The 18,484-nt window shown below is 67.6% G+C and carries 17 protein-coding genes and 1 pseudogene; 12 read left to right on the top strand and 6 right to left on the bottom strand.

Annotated features, from left to right (window positions below; genetic code table 11):
• The 8 genes and pseudogenes from ACTHLF_RS06665 to hisIE all read left to right on the top strand — a co-directional run.
• Positions 1-162: pseudogene (locus tag ACTHLF_RS06665) on the top strand (ATP phosphoribosyltransferase); the annotation flags it as partial.
• Positions 159-1,466, top strand: coding sequence for a histidinol dehydrogenase (gene hisD / locus ACTHLF_RS06660; protein WP_440325940.1), 1,308 nt, complete (start codon positions 159-161; stop codon positions 1,464-1,466). The pseudogene ACTHLF_RS06665 and the gene hisD, both read left to right, overlap by 4 nt.
• A complete protein-coding gene (hisC, locus tag ACTHLF_RS06655) occupies positions 1,463-2,527 on the top strand; it encodes a histidinol-phosphate transaminase (RefSeq protein ID WP_440325938.1) in 1,065 nt (354 codons plus the stop codon). Before hisD ends, hisC begins: the two co-directional genes overlap by 4 nt.
• Positions 2,524-3,588 (top strand): bifunctional histidinol-phosphatase/imidazoleglycerol-phosphate dehydratase HisB, encoded by a 1,065-nt coding sequence (gene hisB, locus ACTHLF_RS06650; protein ID WP_440325936.1) that lies wholly within the window; start codon positions 2,524-2,526, stop codon positions 3,586-3,588. Before hisC ends, hisB begins: the two co-directional genes overlap by 4 nt.
• Entirely contained in the window at positions 3,588-4,178 is a 591-nt protein-coding gene (hisH, locus tag ACTHLF_RS06645) for an imidazole glycerol phosphate synthase subunit HisH (RefSeq protein ID WP_440325934.1), read from the top strand. Before hisB ends, hisH begins: the two co-directional genes overlap by 1 nt.
• Positions 4,175-4,927 carry a 1-(5-phosphoribosyl)-5-[(5-phosphoribosylamino)methylideneamino]imidazole-4-carboxamide isomerase gene (gene hisA, locus ACTHLF_RS06640; RefSeq protein WP_440325933.1) on the top strand — a complete coding sequence of 251 codons (753 nt, stop codon included), beginning with the start codon at positions 4,175-4,177 and terminating at the stop codon, positions 4,925-4,927. Before hisH ends, hisA begins: the two co-directional genes overlap by 4 nt.
• Complete coding sequence (gene hisF / locus ACTHLF_RS06635) at positions 4,921-5,691, top strand: imidazole glycerol phosphate synthase subunit HisF (protein WP_440325931.1); 771 nt, start codon at positions 4,921-4,923, stop codon at positions 5,689-5,691. Before hisA ends, hisF begins: the two co-directional genes overlap by 7 nt.
• A complete protein-coding gene (gene hisIE / locus ACTHLF_RS06630) occupies positions 5,688-6,281 on the top strand; it encodes a bifunctional phosphoribosyl-AMP cyclohydrolase/phosphoribosyl-ATP diphosphatase HisIE (RefSeq protein WP_440325929.1) in 594 nt (197 codons plus the stop codon). The genes hisF and hisIE overlap by 4 nt, the downstream gene beginning before the upstream one ends.
• A gap of 93 nt (positions 6,282-6,374) precedes the next feature.
• Here the strand turns inward: hisIE and arsC are convergent, their stop codons facing one another.
• The 4 genes from arsC to ACTHLF_RS06610 all read right to left on the bottom strand — a co-directional run bounded on the left by arsC (position 6,375) and on the right by ACTHLF_RS06610 (position 9,946).
• Positions 6,375-6,713: an arsenate reductase (glutaredoxin) gene (gene arsC, locus ACTHLF_RS06625; RefSeq protein WP_440325927.1), complete on the bottom strand. Its 339-nt coding sequence runs from the start codon at positions 6,711-6,713 to the stop codon at positions 6,375-6,377.
• A 2-nt stretch (positions 6,714-6,715) separates the two neighbouring features.
• Positions 6,716-8,266, bottom strand: a complete 1,551-nt coding sequence (locus ACTHLF_RS06620) for a pseudouridine synthase (protein ID WP_440325925.1) — start codon at positions 8,264-8,266, stop codon at positions 6,716-6,718.
• Complete coding sequence (gene scpB / locus ACTHLF_RS06615) at positions 8,263-9,045, bottom strand: SMC-Scp complex subunit ScpB (protein WP_440325923.1); 783 nt, start codon at positions 9,043-9,045, stop codon at positions 8,263-8,265. Before scpB ends, ACTHLF_RS06620 begins: the two co-directional genes overlap by 4 nt.
• Before the next feature lie 97 nt (positions 9,046-9,142).
• A complete protein-coding gene (locus ACTHLF_RS06610; RefSeq protein WP_440325942.1) occupies positions 9,143-9,946 on the bottom strand; it encodes a segregation and condensation protein A in 804 nt (267 codons plus the stop codon).
• Positions 9,947-10,346: 400 nt separating this feature from the next.
• On the opposite strand from ACTHLF_RS06610, the gene dinB reads away from it, so the two are divergent.
• The gene (gene dinB / locus ACTHLF_RS06605) at positions 10,347-11,534 is read left to right on the top strand and encodes a DNA polymerase IV (RefSeq protein ID WP_440325921.1); all 1,188 of its coding nucleotides are present in this window, start codon (positions 10,347-10,349) and stop codon (positions 11,532-11,534) included.
• Positions 11,535-11,644: 110 nt separating this feature from the next.
• On the top strand, positions 11,645-11,998 hold the full coding sequence (locus ACTHLF_RS06600; protein ID WP_440325920.1) for a PilZ domain-containing protein: 354 nt from the start codon (positions 11,645-11,647) through the stop codon (positions 11,996-11,998).
• Positions 11,999-12,136: 138 nt separating this feature from the next.
• Here the strand turns inward: ACTHLF_RS06600 and ACTHLF_RS06595 are convergent, their stop codons facing one another.
• Positions 12,137-13,834 (bottom strand): AMP-binding protein, encoded by a 1,698-nt coding sequence (locus ACTHLF_RS06595; RefSeq protein WP_440325919.1) that lies wholly within the window; start codon positions 13,832-13,834, stop codon positions 12,137-12,139.
• 94 nt (positions 13,835-13,928) lie between these two features.
• On the opposite strand from ACTHLF_RS06595, the gene ACTHLF_RS06590 reads away from it, so the two are divergent.
• Positions 13,929-14,366, top strand: a complete 438-nt coding sequence (locus ACTHLF_RS06590) for a hypothetical protein (RefSeq protein ID WP_440325918.1) — start codon at positions 13,929-13,931, stop codon at positions 14,364-14,366.
• Between the two features lie 137 nt (positions 14,367-14,503).
• Here the strand turns inward: ACTHLF_RS06590 and acnA are convergent, their stop codons facing one another.
• Positions 14,504-17,248 (bottom strand): aconitate hydratase AcnA, encoded by a 2,745-nt coding sequence (acnA, locus tag ACTHLF_RS06585; protein WP_440325917.1) that lies wholly within the window; start codon positions 17,246-17,248, stop codon positions 14,504-14,506.
• Positions 17,249-17,439: 191 nt separating this feature from the next.
• On the opposite strand from acnA, the gene ACTHLF_RS06580 reads away from it, so the two are divergent.
• Positions 17,440-18,402 (top strand): LysR family transcriptional regulator, encoded by a 963-nt coding sequence (locus tag ACTHLF_RS06580; RefSeq protein ID WP_440325916.1) that lies wholly within the window; start codon positions 17,440-17,442, stop codon positions 18,400-18,402.
• Positions 18,403-18,484 lie beyond the last annotated feature (82 nt).

Genomic DNA, 18,484 nt, shown 5'->3' with positions numbered 1-18,484 from the left:
GGCCTGCCGATTCCCACGCTCACCGCGGTGGATGGCGCGCCGGATCAGGTGGTGCTTCAGGCCCTGTGCGCGGGCAGCGTGAGCTGGCGTCAGCTCGAAGACATGAAGCGTGCGGGCGCGCGCGACATGCTGGTACTGCCGGTGGAGAAGATGCTGGCATGAAGCGGATCGACTGGAACACGCTTGACGAAGCAGGGCGAGATGCCGCGCTGGCGCGGCCTGCGCAGTCGCGTTCGAAGGCGCTGCGCGAAGGCGTCGAAGCGATCGTCGCCGATGTGCGCTCGCGTGGAGACGAGGCGCTGCGGGAACTGACCGCGCGCTACGACGGGGCGACGCTCGCGGCGCTCGAAGTGACCGATGAGGAATTCGCCGCGGCCGAAGCGCGCCTCGACCCTGCCTTGAAGGCCGCGGTGCGCGAAGCGGCTGAGCGCATCGAGCGCTTCCACCGTGCCGCCGCACCGACTGCGGTCAGCGTTGAGACGGCGCCAGGTGTGCGCGTAGAGCGCGTGCTGCGGCCCATCCGCCGGGTGGGCCTGTACGTCCCCGCCGGCGGCGCGCCGCTGCCGTCCACGGCCATCATGTTGGGCGTGCCCGCGGGCCTCGCCGGGTGTCAGGAGGTCGTGCTGTGCACGCCGGTGCAGGCGAACGGACGCTGCGACGATGCGGTGCTGTTCGCCGCGAGGGCGACCGGTGTGCACAAAGTGTTCAAGCTCGGCGGCGCGCAGGCGATCGCCGCGATGGCCTATGGCACCGCATCGGTCCCGCGCTGCGACAAGCTGGTCGGCCCGGGTAACGCCTGGGTGACCGAGGCGAAGCTGCAGGTCTCCGGCGACCCCGATGGGGCGGCGATCGACAGGCCCGCCGCTCCTTCCGAGGTGCTCGTCATCGCGGATGCCGATGCGGAGCCGCGCTTCATCGCCGCCGACCTGCTCTCGCAGGCGGAGCACGGGCCGGATTCGCAGGTGCTGCTGGTCAGCCCGTCGGCAGAACTGCTCGACAAGGTCGAAGCGGAAGTCGAACGCCAGCGGCTCGAACTGCCCCGCGCGGACACCGCAGCCAGCGCACTGGCCGAGAGCCGCCTCGTCCATGTCCGTGACCTCGGCCAGGCGCTCGCCGTGAGCAACCGCTACGCACCGGAACACCTGATCATCCAGACCGCCCGACCGCGCGATCTCCTCGACGGCGTCGAGTCCGCGGGTTCGGTCTTCCTCGGCGAATGGACGCCCGAATCGCTGGGCGACTACTGCAGCGGCAGCAACCACGTCTTGCCCACCTACGGCTACGCGCGCAGTTACAGCGGCGTCTCGGTCGCCAGTTTCCAGAAGCAGGTGACGGTGCAGGAAGCGAGCGCCGCCGGGTTGCGCGCGATCGGCCCGTGCGCCGCGACGCTCGCCGCCGCCGAACAGCTGGAGGCGCACCGTCGTGCGGTCACCCTGCGTCTCGAGGCGATGGGGGCCGAAGCATGAGCGTGCTCGACCTTGCCCGTCCCGATATCCGCGCGCTGGCACCGTATTCGAGCGCACGCATGGAAGCCTCCGGCGGTACCGTGCTGCTCAACGCGAATGAGTCCGCACGCGCGCCGAGCTTTCCCGGTGGCGATGGACTGAACCGCTATCCGGATCCCCAGCCGCGTGGCCTCGTCGACACCCTGGCCGAGCTGTATGGCACCACGCCGGACCGCGTGCTCGTCACGCGGGGTAGCGACGAAGCGATCGACCTGCTCACCCGCGCGTTCTGCCGCGCGGGCCAGGACGGCATCGTCATCTCGCCGCCCACCTTCGGCATGTACGCGGTCTCCGCGCATATCCAGGGCGCAGCCGTGGTCGAGGCGCCCCTCGAAGCGGATGGCTCGCTCGACACCGGCAAGCTGCTCGCCGCAGTCACCCCGGCAACGAAGCTGGTCTACGTCTGCACGCCCAACAACCCGACCGGCAACCTCGTGCCTCTCGAGGCGCTACGCGATCTCGCCGAGGCCTTGCAGGGCAGGGCGCTGCTGGTCGTCGACGAAGCCTATGCCGAATTCTCCGGCACGCCGAGCGCGACGCGGCTGCTCGATACCTTGGAGCACGTGGCCGTTTTGCGGACGCTCTCGAAAGCCTGGTCGCTGGCGGGCGCGCGTGTCGGTGCACTGGTCGCGCGCGCCGAGGTGATCGGCCTGCTGCGCCGGATCATCGCGCCGTACCCGCTGCCTTCCCCGTGCGTGGATGCGGCACTGGCCGCGCTCTCCTACGAAGGCCGGCGCGTGCAGCGCCACCACGTGCACGAACTGCTGAATGAGCGTGCGCGCATGGCCGTCGCGCTGTCCAAGGCTCCGGGTGTGCGCGAAGTGCTCCCGTCGCATGCCAACTTCCTGGCCGTCCGTTTCGACGATGCCGCCGGCACCTACCGGCGCCTGCTCGCTGCGGGCGTCGTCGTGCGCGACATCACGAAGTACCCCGGCCTCGGCGATGCGCTGCGCATCACCATCGGCACCGGCAACGAGAACGACCGCGTGCTTGCCGTGCTGCGAGCGGGGGCCAGCGCATGAGTCGCAAGATCCTCTTCGTGGACCGCGATGGCTGCCTGATCGAGGAGCCTGCCGACGAGCAGATCGACAGCTTCGAAAAGCTCGCGCTCATGCCCGGCGTCGTGGCCGCGCTGCAACGCTTCGTCGGTGCAGGCTACGAGCTGGTGATGGTGACCAACCAGGACGGCCTGGGCACGCCCGCTTTCCCGCAGGAAGCCTTCGATGGCCCGCACAATCTCCTGCTGCGGATCCTCGGCTCGCAGGGCATCACCTTCCGCGAACAGCTGATCGATCGAAGCTTCCCGCACGAGAACCGTGACACGCGCAAGCCGAACACGGGCCTGGCGCGGCACTGGCTCGCCGATGACAGCTGGAGCCGCGGCCAGTCGGCCATGGTCGGCGACCGCGAAACGGATACGGCCTTCGCGGCGAATATGGGTGTACGCGGTTTCCTTGTCGGCGCGAGCGGCCATGGCTGGGCGGAAATCGCCCATGCGGTGCTCGATGCGCCACGCGTTGCGGAGATCACCCGCAAGACGAAGGAGACCGCCATCCGCGTGCAGGTGGACCTGGATCGGGTGGCCGAGCCGGTCGTCAGCACGGGCCTGGGCTTCTTCGACCACATGCTCGAGCAGATCGGGAAGCACGGCGGTTTCGCCCTGAGCCTGCGCTGCGACGGCGACACCCACATCGACGAACACCACACGATCGAGGACTGCGCGCTGGCGCTGGGCCAGGCCTTGCGTGTCGCCCTGGGCGACAAGCGCGGCATCGGCCGTTACGGCTTCGCATTGCCCATGGATGAAAGCGCCGCGCGCGCGGAACTGGATCTCTCCGGGCGCCCTTACTTCGTGTTCGAAGGCACGTTCCCGCGCGAGCGCGTGGGCGATGTGCCGACCGAACTGGTGCCGCACTTCTTCCGCTCGCTATGCGAAACGCTCGGCGCGAACCTGCACCTCACCGTGCACGGCGAAAACGCGCACCACATGGTGGAAGGCTGCTTCAAAGTGGTCGCGCGCACCCTGCGCCAGGCGATCCGCCGCGAAGGTGCCGAGCTGCCCAGCACGAAGGGCAGCCTGTGATGCGCGTGGTCCTGGTCGATGCTGGCGGCACCAATATCGGCTCCGTGCGCTATGCCTTGCAGCGGCTTGGCACGGATGCGGAACTCACCGCGGACCCAGCGCGGATCCGCTCGGCCACGCACGTCATCCTGCCGGGTGTTGGTGCGGCTGGCCCAGGCATGCGCCGCCTTCGCGAAGCGGGCCTGGTCGATGTCCTGCGCGGACTGAAGCAGCCGGTGCTCGGCGTTTGCCTCGGCATGCAGCTGCTTTGCGAGCGCTCCGACGAGGGCGATACGGAATGCCTGGGCGTCGTACCCGCGAACGTGCGCCACATCCCCGTCGCGCCCGGCCTCCGTGTGCCGCACATGGGCTGGAACCACCTGGAAGCTCACGGCTCACATCCGCTCACCGCCGGCCTGCGCGAAGGCGATACGGCGTACTTCGTGCACAGCTACGCCGTACCCGTCGGCGATTACACGCTCGTCGCGAGCGAGCACGGCACGCCGTTCTCCGCCGTGGTCGCCGCCGACAACTTCATGGGCATGCAGTTTCACCCCGAGCGTTCCGCCCGGGTGGGTGCCCAGCTTCTCCGGAATTTCCTTTCGCTATGACCCTACCCATTCCCGCGATCGACCTGCGCGACGGCAAGGTCGTCCGCCTGTTCAAGGGCGACTACGAGCAGCAGACCACCTTCGCCTTTGAGCCCGTGGAACTGGCCCGGCGCTACGCCGCTGACGGTGCCACGTGGTTGCACGTGGTGGACCTGGATGGCGCGCGTTCCGGCCAGTTCGAAAACCTGCCCACGCTGATGGCGATCGCGGCATCCGCCGGGCTCGCCGTGCAGGCGGGTGGTGGCATCCGCGATGAGGAGGGCGTGCGCCGCCTGCTCGATGCCGGCGTGGCGCGTGTCGTGGTCGGCAGCATCGCGATTCGCGAGCCCGAGGCAGTGGCTGCGTGGATCGGACGCTATGGCGCGGAGCGCATCGTGCTGGCGCTCGATACGCGCTTCCGCGATGGCGAGTGGCGCCTGCCGAGTGCGGGTTGGACGGCGGAGGAGCCGCGCACGCTGGACGACCTGCTGCCGTTCTACATGGAAGCAGGTGCCCGCCACCTGCTGTGCACCGACATTGACCGCGATGGCACCATGACCGGCCCGAACACCGCCTTGTACCGCCACGTGGCGGCCATCGCGCCGACGCTGCGCGTGCAGGCGTCCGGCGGCGTGCGCTCGCTCGCGGATGTCACCGGCCTGGCCTTGCAGGGCGTGGCGGGCGTGATCCTCGGCCGCGCGCTGTTGCAGGGTGAATTCAGCATGGCCGACGCGCTCGCAGTGACAGCCAGGGCGGACGCCGCATGCTGAGCCGCCGAATCATTCCCTGCCTGGATGTGCGCGACGGCCAGGTCGTGAAGGGCGTGCGTTTCCGCGACCACGTGGTGGTCGGCGAGATCGTGGAACTCGCGCTGCGCTATCGCGACGAAGGCGCCGACGAGCTCGTGTTCTACGACATCACGGCGAGCCCCGAGGGCCGCCGCGTCGACCGCGACTGGGTCGAACGCGTGGCCCGCGAAATCGATATCCCGTTCTGCGTCGCCGGCGGCATCCGTTCGGTCGATGATGCCCGCGAGGTGTTGCATGCCGGTGCGGACAAGGTGTCCATCAATTCGCCCGCACTGGAACGTCCGGCACTGGTGCGCGAGATCGCCGATGCGTTCGGCGTGCAGTGCGTGGTCGTCGGTGTCGACAGCCTGCGTGACGAGGACGGCGAATGGCGGGTGCGCCAGTACACCGGCGATCCCTCGCGCACGAAGGCTCTGCGCAAGCGCACGCTCGACTGGATCGAGGAGGTGCAGGCCCTGGGCGCCGGCGAAATCGTGTTGAACTGCATGGGCACCGATGGCGTGCGCCGTGGGTACGATCTGGAACAGTTGCGCGCCGCACGCGCGCTGGCCCAGGTGCCGCTGGTCGCATCCGGCGGCGCCGGTACGCCGGCGCACTTTGTCGACGTCTTCCGCGACGCCGATGTCGATGCTGCCCTGGCGGCGAGCGTATTCCATTCCGGCGATATCGCCATTCCCGCCCTGAAGCGCGAGCTGCGCGCGCAGGGCATCGAGGTACGCGTATGACCCCCGATTTCACCAAGGGCGATGGCCTGGTGCCTGCGATCGTCCAGCACGCCCGCACGGGCGAGGTGCTGATGCTTGGTTACATGGACGAGGCGGCGCTCGCGAAGACCCGTGACACCGGCCTCGTGACGTTCTTCAGCCGCAGCAAGCAGCGCCTGTGGACGAAGGGCGAGACCTCCGGCGACACGCTGGCACTGGTCGACCTGAAGATCGATTGCGACAACGACACGATACTGGTGCGCGCCATTCCGGCCGGCCCGACCTGCCACACCGGCACGACGAGCTGCTTCGGAAATGACGTGGTCCCGTCGCTCGGCTTCCTCGCCGAGCTTGATGCGCTGGTGGCCTCACGCCACGCCGAGCGGCCGGACGGCAGCTACACGACCAGGCTGTTTGAAGGCGGCATCCGCCGCATGGCGCAGAAGGTGGGCGAGGAGGGCGTCGAGACGGCGCTCGCCGCAGTCGCCGAAGACGACGACGCACTGATCGGCGAGGCCGCCGACCTGGTATTCCACCTGATGGTGGTGCTGCGTGCGCGGGGGATTGGGTTCGGCCAGGTCGCCGCCAAACTGGCTTCACGCCACAAGTAGGAGCCCACCCTGTGGGCGACATCTTTCGCGAAGGAGCCACGAGTCCTGTAGCGGCGTCGCGAACGGCGTCGCCCACAGGGTGGGCTCCTACGATCAGAGGATCGCGAGGACCGCTTCCGGCGGCCGCCCGACGGCGGCCTTCTTACCGTTGATGAACACCGGCCGCTCGATGAGCTTCGGGTGTTCCACCATGTAGGCGATGAGTTCCGCGCGGCTGCCTTCGACAGGCACGCCGGCGTACTCATCCTCGCCCTTGCGCATCAGCGCGCGCGGCTCGAGGCCAAGCAGCTTGAGCACGCGATCCAGTTCCGCCGCGGTGGGCGGAACCTTCAGGTATTCGACGATCACCGGCTCGACGCCGTGCTCCTGGAGGAGCGCCAGCGTCTCCCGCGATTTAGAGCATCGCGGGTTATGCCAAAGCGTGGCGGGCACGCTTAGAAGTTGCCGCCGCGGTTACCACCGCCGCCACCGCCGCGGTTGCCGCCGCGCGGGCCACGGTTGCCACCGCCGGCGCCACCCTGGCCACCGCGGTTACCGCCACCGGGGCCACGCGGGCCACGGTTGCCGCCTGCGCCGCCACCGGAGGCGCGGTTGCCACCGGAACGGCTCGGGCCGCCCTGGCCGCCGGCAGCACGATTACCGCCGCCCTGGCCACCGTAGCCGCCGCCACCCTGGCCGCCGCCGTAGGAACGGTTACCGCCGCCCTGGCCGCCACCCTGGGCGCGATTGCCGCCGCCCTGGCCACCCTGGCCACCACGCGGGCCACGGCTGCCCCCACGATTGCCCGACGGGCCGCCTGCCACGTTGCCGTTGGCATTGCCGCCGCCGCCACCGGTGCGGCTATCGCCGGCGAACCACGTGCGCATCGCCGGCAGCTCCTGGCCCGGCGCCACGCGACGCGAGGAGGGCTTGCGCGGCTTGGAGGCGCGGTCCGGACGAGCGACGTTGCCGTTCACTTCGCGGCCACCGCCACCACCCGGCTTGCCGCCGCGACCACCGCGGCCGCCACGGCCCGGTGTGTCGTCACGCAGGCGATCGAAGGCGGTGAGTTCGCGGGCTTCATCGTGGCGTGCCGAGCTCCAGGCGCCCGTGGACGCCTTGTCCGGGCGGTATTCGGTGACGTGGCGCGGGGCGCGGCGCTGGTGCACCACGGCGCTCAGCGTCAGGACCGGTGCCGGTGCACCCAGGCCAGCGCGCTCGCGCAGGGCCTTGATGGCGGTCTCGTCGAGGTTTTCGCAATCGCCGCGGCGCAGGGCGCGCGGGAGTTCGACCGTGCCGTAGCGGATCCGCTTCAGGCGGCTCACGAGGAAGCCCTGCGAATCCCACAGGCGGCGCACTTCGCGGTTACGGCCTTCGCGGATCGTGACGCGGAACCAGCTGTGGCTGCCGCCGCGGCTGATGATGGCGATTTCGTCGAAGCGGGCGGGGCCGTCTTCCAGCTCCACGCCGGCCTTGAGGCGCTCGATGATTTCATCGGGCACTTCGCCGTGCACGCGGCAGAGGTATTCACGCTCCAGGCCGCTCTTCGGGTGCATCAGCGCGTTGGCGAGTTCGCCATCCGTCGTGAGCAGGAGCAGGCCGGTCGTGTTGATATCGAGGCGACCCACGGCGACCCAGCGCGCACCCTTCAGGCGCGGCAGCTGTTCGAACACGGTGGGGCGGCCTTCGGTGTCTTCGCGGGTGGTCACCACGCCTTCCGGCTTGTGGTAGACCAGCACTTCGGCATCGCTGCGGTTGTCGGTGGCGACGACGAACTGCTTGCCGTCGAGCCCGACGCGGTCACCGGCGTGGACGCTGGCGCCAATGCTGGCGACGGTGCCGTTGACCTCGACCTCGCCAGCCTGGATGCGCTGTTCGAGCATCCGGCGCGAGCCGAGGCCGGCGTTGGCGAGCACCTTGTGCAGGCGCTCTTCGAGCTGGGCAGCCTCGCCCGTGGGGGCATCGGCGCGCTTCAGGCTAAGTACGGAACGTTGTGGCGCATTCATGCGCGTGACTCCTCGGGGTTCTGCCCGGCGCCTTCGTCTTCTTCGGCGGCGCCGTCGGGGTTCTCTGCCTCGTCGGCAGTGTGGGAAGCCGCGGCGATGTCGTCATCGCCGGCGGGCGGTTCGTTGGCGGGCTCGTTGCCCTCTTCGCCTTCGCTGGCCTCGGGATCGATCTCGAGGTCCGGATTGGGCAGGGCGGCACGGGCCGGTACGCCATCCGCATCGCCTTCAAGGCGCATCTGCGGGTTGAGCTCTTCGAGGTCGCGGATCTCCGACAGTGGCGGCAGGTTGTCCAGCGACTTGAGGTTGAAGTAATCCAGGAACATGCGGGTGGTGCCGAACAGGGCCGGGCGGCCCGGTACGTCGCGATAACCCACCACGCGGATCCATTCGCGTTCCTCGAGCGTCTTGATGATGTTCGAGGAGACCACCACGCCACGGATCTGTTCGATCTCCGGGCGGGTGATGGGCTGGCGGTACGCGATGAGCGCCAGGGTTTCCAGCAGGGCGCGGGAGTAGCGGCTGGGCTTCTCCGCCCACATCCGCGATACCCAGCCATGGACTTCGCGGCGGACCTGGTAGCGCCAGCCGGAGGCGACTTCCAGCAGCTCCACGCCGCGGCCTTCGCAATCCGCGGCCAGCAGGTCGAGCGCCGCCTTGAGCTCGTCCGTGCCGACTTCCTCTTCCTCGCCGAAGATCGCCTTGAGCTGCACGATCGTCATCGGCTGGGTCGACGCCAGCAGCGCCGCTTCCACGATGGGTTTGAGCTGTTCGGGTTGCATAGGCCTTGGGGTGTGCCGTGCCCTCGGGGCGCGGTTCGGTTCGTGCACAGGGACGGCCGCCTGGGCGGTGCCCCCTGTTCGTGGCCCGGCTGGGCCGTCAGGCGAGCGCTTCTTCGGGCTCGGCCTCCGTCTGTACCTTGGTCTTCAGGTAGATCGGGCCCAGGGCTTGTTCCTGGACGATCTCGACGAGCATTTCCTTCGCGAGTTCGAGCATGGCCAGGAACGTGACCACGACCCCGAGCCGGCCTTCGCTGACGTCGAACAGCGTTTCAAAACGGTGGAACCCACCCGTGCCCAGCGAGTTGAGCAGGTCGCCCATGCGCTGGCGGACGCTGAGCGGCTCGCGCTGGATCGCATGGTGCGTAAACAGATCGGCACGCTTGAGCACATCCTTGAGCGCGAGCAGCATCTCCCTGAGATCGAGCGGGGGCGGCACGCGCACCACGTTGTGTTCGCCGACGAAGGCATGCACCACGGTGGTATCGCGTTCCAGGCGCGGCAGGTCTTCGATGTCCTGCGCAGCCCTCTTGAAGCGTTCGTACTCCTGCAGGCGGCGTACCAGCTCCGCGCGCGGGTCTTCCTCGAGGCCTTCCTCGGCCGGTGGGCGGGGCAGCAGCAGCCTGGACTTGATCTCCGCCAGGATGGCGGCCATCAGCAGGTATTCCGCCGCGAGCTCCAGCCGCATCACCTCGCGCATCATCTCGATGTAATCCATGTACTGCCGGGTGATCTCGGCGACAGGGATGTCGAGGATGTCCAGGTTTTGCCTGCGGATCAGGTAAAGCAGCAGGTCCAGCGGGCCTTCGAACGATTCGAGGATGACTTCCAGCGCATCCGGCGGGATGTACAGATCCTGCGGCATCTGCAGCACGGGCTGCCCGCGTACCAGCGCGAGTGGCATTTCCTGCTGCTGGGGAACGCCGGCAAAGGCATTCCGCGTTTGTTCGACCACCTGGACTTCGGTTGTCTCGTTAGTCATCGGCACACGTCAGAAGGGCCGCATTCAAGCGACCGGGAACGCAAGCAACAAATCGATGCCGTCCGGCGGTTAACCGCCAACTCACCGGGCAAGCCGCGCATCGTCGCCGACGAGCGGAAGGCATGGCCGCTGGATACCCAGGAGGGTCACCGTCTGTGAGATATCGCCGGGAACATAGACCACCGCCGGCCCTGACTGCAGGCCGGGAGGGCGGTACGCCCGAATAAGTTCACCCGATTGACATACAGGGTATAGCGTGTGCCCGCGCAAGTCCAGCGGGGGAGCCCTGTGCCGGGCCCGCCATTACGGCAAAATAGCACCCATGCCCCACGACCCGCGCGCCATCATCCATGTCGACATGGACGCTTTCTATGCGTCCGTGGAGGAGCTGGACGATCCCACGCTGGTTGGGAAGCCCGTGATCGTGGGCGGGCTGGGCCGGCGCGGGGTGGTTTCCACCTGCAACTACGAGGCCCGGAAATACGGCGTCCGCTCGGCCATGCCCACATCCGAAGCCCGCCGGCGCTGCCCGCAGGCCGTCTACATCCATCCCCGGCACGACCGCTACGCGGCCATTTCGGCGGTGGTCTTCGACGTGTTCGCCGAGGTCACGCCGATGATCGAGGGCCTGTCGCTGGACGAGGCCTTCCTCGACGTCACGGGCAGCTTGCGGCTTTTCTCATCCATCGAGGCGATCGGTCGCAGGGTGAAGGAGACCATCCGTGAACGCACCGGCCTGAACGCGTCTGTCGGCATGGCCCACAACAAGCTGCTGGCGAAGCTCGGCAGCGAGCTTTCCAAGCCGAACGGCTTCCTGCACATCCATCCCGACGAGGTACGCGGCTACCTGGATCCGCTGCCGATCGGGCGGATGTGGACGGTCGGCAAGGTGGCGGAGGAGGCCCTGCACAAGGTGGGGATCCGGACCATCGGCGACCTGCTGCGCGCGGATGCCTGGCGCCTGAACAAGGCGGTGGGCGAACGCCACGCCGCCACGCTTCGCCAGCTCTGCCTGGGCGAGGACAACCGCCCCGTGGTCACCGACGCGCCGGAGGTCTCGATCGGCGCCGAATGGACCTTCGACCTGGACGTGGAGGACCTGCCGACCGCCGAGGCCTGGCTCCTGCGCCAGTGCGAGCGGGTCGGTGCACGCGCCCGCGGGCGGGAGGTGAAAGCACGCACCGTGTCGGTGAAGCTGCGCGAGCCGCCGTTTGTCACGCACAGCCGGCAGGCGCAGCTGCCGGTGCCGGGGAACGCGACCCCGGATATCTACGCCGTGGCACGGCGCTTGCTAAACGTCTGGTGGCACCAGCATCCGCGGCCTAAGTTGCGCCTGCTCGGTGTCACGCTTTCGGGCTTTGACGCGCGGCATGGCGACGAACAACAGGACATGTTCGCGGCACCATCCGGCGAAAAACGCTCCGATGGCGTGCAGGACCGCATCAATGAGCGCTTCGGAGCCGGGGCGCTGGTGAGGGCGGGCGTGCTGAAGACGCGTGGCCGGGAGTGACCCTACTGCGCTAATGTGTCCGTTTGTGACACGGAAGGTAAGTTTCGCGGGGTGCGGCCATGCCGCCCGTTATCGTCAACCGACAAAAGGCAGGATGGGTAGAACAGCTGATGGCTGACAAGGAAGATCCCAACGTGCGCTATCGCCACGCAAGGATGAAGGTACAGACCGCGGTGCTGATGAGCCGCGGCGGGGAAGCGCACCCCACCGAACTGATCGACATCTCCGCCACCGGCGCCTTGTTGCGCCGCCCTTCCGGCTGGCGCGGTGAAGCCGGCCAGACCTGGATCCTGGACATGGTGTTCGGGCACGACCTGCACATCAACGTGGAAGCCCGCGTCGTACGCGCCGGCGCCCGCCAGATCGGCATGGAGTATTCACTGATCCCCGAGGAGAAGCAGGCCCCGTTATGGGAGCTGCTGGGCGGCTACGCCGACACCCTCGAAGCGTGGACCGACGACTGACCTGTATCCCGTAGGAGCCCACCCTGTGGGCGACATCTTTCGCGATATCGCTACAGGGCCTGTGGCGCTTCGCGAACAGCGTCGCCCACAGGGTGGGCTCCTACAAAAAAAAGCCGCCCGGTTGGGCGGCTTTTTTGTTCAGGCCTTGGCGGCCTTCTGCTTCGCGCGATCCTCATCCCGCAACTCGCGGCGGAGGATCTTGCCCACGTTCGTCTTAGGCAGCGAATCGCGGAACTCAATCTGCTTCGGCCGCTTGTAGCCGGTGAGCTTCTCGCGGCAGAACTCGCGGAGCGCTTCCTCGGTCAGCGACGGATCCTTGCGGACGACGAAGATCTTCACGACTTCGCCGGAATGCTCGTCGTCGATACCCACCGCGGCCACTTCGGCCACGCCGGGGTGGCTCATGACGATGTCTTCGATCTCGTTCGGGTACACGTTGAAGCCCGAGACCAGGATCATGTCCTTCTTGCGGTCGACGATATACAGGTAGCCGTTGGCGTCCATCTTCGCGATGTCGCCGGTGCGCAGCCAGCCGTTCGCATCGAGCACCTTGGCCGTCTCGTCCGGGCGGTTCCAGTACCCCTTCATCACCTGCGGGCCCTTGATGCAGAGCTCACCGACTTCGCCGATGGGCAGTACCGTGCCGTCGTCGGCCCAGATCTGCACATAGGTCGAAGGGATCGGCAGGCCGATCGAGCCGTTGTATTCCTTCAGGTCGAGCGGGTTGATGCACGCGGCCGGCGAGGTCTCGGTGAGGCCGTACGCCTCGGCCAGCGTCACACCCGTTGTCTTCTTCCAGCGTTCCGCCACGGCGCGCTGCACGGCCATGCCGCCGCCGAGCGACAGGTGCAGGCGCGAGAAGTCGAGTTCGGCGAAGCCCGGGGTGTTCAGCAGGCCATTGAACAGCGTGTTGACGCCGGTGATCGCCGTGAACTTCTCCTTGCCCAGCTCCTTGACGAAGCCCTTCATGTCGCGCGGGTTGGTGATCAGCAGGTTCATGGCACCCATGCGGGTGAAGACCAGGCCGTTCGCCGTCAGCGAGAAGATGTGGTACAGCGGCAGCGCGGTGACGATGATCTCCTCACCGGCCGTGGCGGCGCCGCTGATCCATGCATCGGCCTGCAGCATGTTGGCGATCATGTTGCGGTGGGTCAGCATGGCGCCCTTGGCGACGCCGGTGGTGCCGCCGGTGTACTGCAGGAACGCGATATCGTCGTGGCTGACATCGACCTGGGGCAGGGGATGCGCCTTGCCACGGCTGACGGCATCGTTGAACCGGGTCTGCTTCGGCAGCTTGAACGGCGGCACTTCCTTGCGGACGTGCTTGACCACGAAGTTGATGATGCTGCCCTTGGGGAAGCCGACCAGGTCGCCGACGCCGGTGGTGACGACGTGCTCCACGCGGGTGCCCGGCAGGGCCTCCTGCACGGTGTGCGCGAAGTTATCCAGGACGACCAGCGCCTTCGCGCCGGAATCCTCGAGCTGGTGGTGCAGTTCGCGGGTGGTGTACAGCGGGTTGGTGTTGACCACCGTGAGGCCGAGGCGCAGGGCGCCGAACAGGACCACTGGATACTGCAGCAGGTTCGGCAGCATGATCGCCACGCGGTCGCCCTTCTTCAGGCCGAGTTCCCCGGAGAGGAAGCCGGCGAAGGCGGCCGAGAGCTGGTCGATCTGCCCGTAGGTCAGTACCTTCCCGAAATTCTTGTACGCAGGGCGGTCACGAAATTTCTGAAACGATTCCTCGAAGACCGCCGCAACGGAGCGGTACGCGTTGACATCGATGTCGGCGGGTACGCCGGCCGGATAGTGGGCTAGCCACGGGCGCTCGTTGCTCATGTACGGGACGGACTCCTGAATGTGGGACGGATTGGAGCATACGCGCGCGTATAGCGGCAAGCCGCATCGCAGCGAGGCACAAAAAAGGAAAATCATGCAGCTACGTACGCTTTTGGCCACCTTACTCCTGATGAGCCTCGCGGTGCTCGCCGCGTGTCACCGCACGCCGGACGATGAGCAAATTCGCAAAGCGATTGCCGCGGCAGCGGCTTCCGCCGAGAAGGGCAGCAGCACGGCGACGGTGGCGGACCTTTCGGACGACTTCGATGGCAATGCCGGGCAGCTCGGCAAGCGCGACCTGGCCAACCTCGTACGGGTGTTCGCCCTGCGCGGCGAGAAAGTCCACGCACTGCTCGGCCCGGTCTCGGTCGAGGCGCGCGGCGAGCGCATGGTGGCGACGTTCACGGTCACGCTAACCGCGGGCTCCGGCGTCCTCCCGGACAACGCGGGCGCGTACCGCGTGGAAACCGGCTGGCGGAAGGACGGCGACGCATGGCACTGCATCACCGCCACCTGGACCCGCGCACTGTAGGAGCCCACCCTGTGGGCGACGCCGTTCGCGATAACGCCACAGGGTCTGCGGCGGAGAGGCGAAAGATGTCGCCCACAGGGTGGGCTCCTACGACTAGCAGGCAAAAAAAAGCCCGGTTTCCCGGGCTTTTTTTCTTGTTACGCCGCCTTTGCGAGTTGGCGCAGCACGTACTGCAGGATGCCGCCGTGGCGGAAGAACTCGCGCTCCTTCGGGGTCAGGAGCAGCACCTTCACGGTGAACTCCTTCACCGAGCCATCCGGACGCGTCGCCTTCACCTGCGCGGTCTTCGACTCGCCGCCATTCAGGCCGGTGATATCGAACACTTCATCGCCCTTCAGGCCGAGCGTCTGCGCGTTCTCGCCATCCTGGAACTGGCAGGGCAGCACGCCCATGCCGACCAGGTTGGAGCGGTGGATGCGCTCGAAGCTCTCGGTGATCACGGCCTTGACGCCCAGCAGCAGCGTGCCCTTGGCCGCCCAGTCACGCGACGAACCGGTGCCGTATTCCTTGCCGGCCAGCACGACGAGCGGGGTGCCGTCGGCCTTGTACTTCATGGCCGCATCGTAGATGGCCATCTGTTCGCCGGTCGGGATGTACCTGGTGTAGCCGCCTTCCACGCCATCGAGCATCAGGTTCTTGATGCGGATGTTGGCGAAGGTGCCACGCACCATCACGTCATCGTTGCCGCGACGCGAACCGTAGGAGTTGAAGTCCTTCGGCTCCACGCCCTTCGAGATCAGGAAGCGGCCCGCCGGGCTGTCCTTCTTGATCGAGCCGGCCGGCGAGATGTGGTCGGTGGTGATCGAGTCACCGAAGATGCCCATGGCGCGCGCACCGTGGATGTCTTCGATGGTGCCGGCTTCCTTCGACATGCCGTCGAAGTAGGGCGGGTTCTTGATGTAGGTCGAATCGTCCCACGCGTAGGTCTGGCCATCCGGCGAGGCGATCTGGTTCCAGCGGCTGTCGCCCTTGAAGACGTCGGCGTAGCTGTCCTTGAACATCTCCGGGCTGATGGCGCCGGCGATGAGGTCGGAGATTTCCTGGTTGCTCGGCCAGATGTCCTTCAGGTACACCGGCTGGCCATCGCTGCCCGTGCCGATCGCGTCGGTGGTCAGGTCGATGTTGAGCGTACCGGCCAGGGCGTAGGCGACCACCAGCGGCGGCGAGGCCAGGTAGTTCATCTTCACTTCCGGATGCACGCGGCCTTCGAAGTTGCGGTTGCCCGAGAGCACCGACGCCACGGCCAGGTCGCCCTCGGCGATGCCCTTGCTGATTTCAGCCGGCAGCGGACCCGAGTTACCGATGCAGGTGGTGCAGCCGTAGCCGACCACGTAGAAGTTCACCTTCTCGAGTTCTTCGAGCAGGCCGGTCTTCTTGAGGTATTCGGTGACGACGAGCGAGCCCGGGCCGAGCGACGGCTTGACCCACGGCTTGCTGGTGAGGCCACGAGCGGCAGCCTTCTTCGCCACCAGGCCGGCGGCGAGCATGACGGCCGGGTTCGAGGTGTTCGTGCACGAGGTGATCGCGGCGATCACGACCGAGCCATCGTTGATGCGGAAGTTCTGGCCATCCTTGCTGACCAGCACGCCTTCCTCGTTGATGCCGTTGGCTTCGTTGCCGATGGCGGTGCCGCCACCTTCATTGCTGAAGCGCGAGGTGTCGCCGTTCTTGGTCTTGCGGTTGGCGGTCAGCGGGCCGACCACGTCGAGGCAGCTCTGCGTCACGCCTTCGAGCAGCACGCGATCCTGCGGGCGCTTCGGGCCGGCGAGCGACGGCTTGACGGTCGCCATGTCCAGCTCGAGCACGGTGGTGAACTCGGCTTCCGGCGTGTTGGCGTCGTGCCACAGGCCCTGGGCCTTGGCATAGGTTTCCACGAGGGCGATCTGGCCTTCATCGCGGCCCGAGAGGCGCAGGTAGTTCAGCGCTTCCCGGTCGATCGGGAAGATGCCGCAGGTGGCGCCGTATTCCGGGGCCATGTTGGCGATGGTGGCGCGGTCGGCCAGCGGCAGGTTCTGCAGGCCGTTGCCGAAGAACTCGACGAACTTGCCGACGACGCCGAGCTTGCGCAGCATCTGGGTCACGGTGAGCACGAGGTCGGTGGCGGTCACGCCTTCCGGCAGCTTGCCGGTCAGGCGGAAGCCGACGACCTGCGGGATCAGCATGGACGACGGCTGGCCGAGCATGGCGGCTTCGGCTTCGATACCGCCCACGCCCCAGCCCAGCACGCCGATGCCGTTGATCATGGTGGTGTGCGAGTCGGTACCGAACACGGTATCCGGGTAGGCGAACGACTCACCGTCCACTTCGTTGGTGAACACCACGCGGGCCAGGTTCTCGAGGTTCACCTGGTGCACGATGCCGGTGCGCGGCGGCACGACCTTGAAGTTGTTGAAGGCCTTCTGGCCCCAGCGCAGGAACGAGTAACGCTCCTGGTTACGCTCGAACTCGATCTCGACGTTCTGCTCGAGGGCGCTTTCCGAACCGAACGCGTCCACCTGCACCGAGTGGTCGATGACCAGTTCGGCCGGGGCCAGCGGGTTGATGCGGTTCGGGTCGCCGCCGAGCTTCTTCACGGCATCGCGCATGGCGGCCAGGTCGACCACGCAGGGCACGCCGGTGAAATCCTGCAGCACCACGCGGGCGGGCATGAACGAGATCTCGGTGTCCGGCTCGGCCTTGGCGTTCCAGTTGGCGACGGCCTCGATTTCCTTCGAGGTCACGTTCACGCCGTCTTCCTGGCGGAGCAGGTTCTCGAGCAGGATCTTCATCGAGAAGGGCAGGCGCTTCAGGTCGAACTTCTGGCCCAGCTTGGCCAGGCTGGCGATCTTGTGGCTCTTGCCGTTGACTTCGATTTTGTCTGCGACTGAGAACGAGTCTTTCATGCTGTACTCCTGGCGTGGCTTGCTTAGCTGGGGAGGCCGGGCAGCCCCCTGCGGGGCGTGCCAAAGGCGTTGATTATCGCGCAGTCTGCGGTGCGTATGCGACCGCCGTGAGACCTTGGGTCCGCTAGAATGGCCCGTCCGTGGCACACGCCGCGCGAAAATCGGCGGCAAAAGGATGAGGGTGGCGGCGGATGGGCGCAAACGCATTTGATGGCACGCAGCGTTCGATGATTTCGATGGCCCTGTCATCGGTGTCCCTGCGCGACCTCGCCCTGGTCCAGGCCGTGGCCCGTGAAGGCAGCTTCAACAGCGCCGCCAGGGCCATGTACATCAGCGCTTCGGGGCTTTCCCACCAGGTGCAGAAGGTAGAGCAGGCGCTCGGCATGCCCCTGTTCGAGCGGGGTGGGCGGCGCGTCGTGCCGACGACCGCCGGTCAGCGTCTGTTGGGTTATATCGAGGGCGTGCTGGCCGCGGCCGAGCACCTGGAGCATGCCGCCCGGGCCGGCGACGTCGCCTTTGGCGGCGAACTGCGCCTCGGCGTGCCGTCCACGCTGGGCCCGTACCTCCTGCCGCACGTCATCGAACCGTTCCCGCAGCGCTTCCCCGGGGCGCGGCTCACGATTTCCGAAGGCAAGCCGCGCGGGCTGCTGCGCCGGCTGGCGGAAGGCGAGCTGGATGCCGTGCTGGCGCCGCCGAGCGCGACCGCGACCGGGCTGGAATCCACGGCCCTGTTCTTCGAGCCGTACGAACTGATGCTGCACAAGGGCCACCCGCTCGCCGGGGAGGCCCAGGTGGCGCTGACCGAGCTGGATGCGTCGGATGCGACGCTGATGGCGGAGAGCCACGGCAACGGGGTGTCCGACCTCGGCATGCCCGGGGCGGCGCGGCCGGAGCGTATCCAGGATCTTTCGATCGAAAGCCTGGCCACCCTGGTGGCGTTGCGCGGCGGCTATACCCTCGTGCCGATCCTGGCCCACGAGCGCCTCCGCTCCATCCCGAACGTGGTGCTCGCCGGCGTCGCCGGTGCCCGGCCCGGCCGGCATATCGCGCTGTACTGGCGCAGCGCCTCGCCCTGGCGGGATGATTTGGCCGGCTTCGCCGAGCTGCTACGCACGCTGGCCGGCACGATCCCCGGCCTCGACGCCGCGAGCTGACGGTCGGACGCCGCAACCCGGCCGCCGGAGGCGCCCCCCCCGTGGGGGACATCGTTCGCGATGACGGGTGAGACCCAGTGAC

Source organism: Luteibacter sp. (genome assembly GCF_051958795.1).
Classification (GTDB): domain Bacteria; phylum Pseudomonadota; class Gammaproteobacteria; order Xanthomonadales; family Rhodanobacteraceae; genus Luteibacter.
Note: the sequence above shows the minus strand (reverse complement) of the source record. Positions and strands in the feature narration are given on the sequence as shown.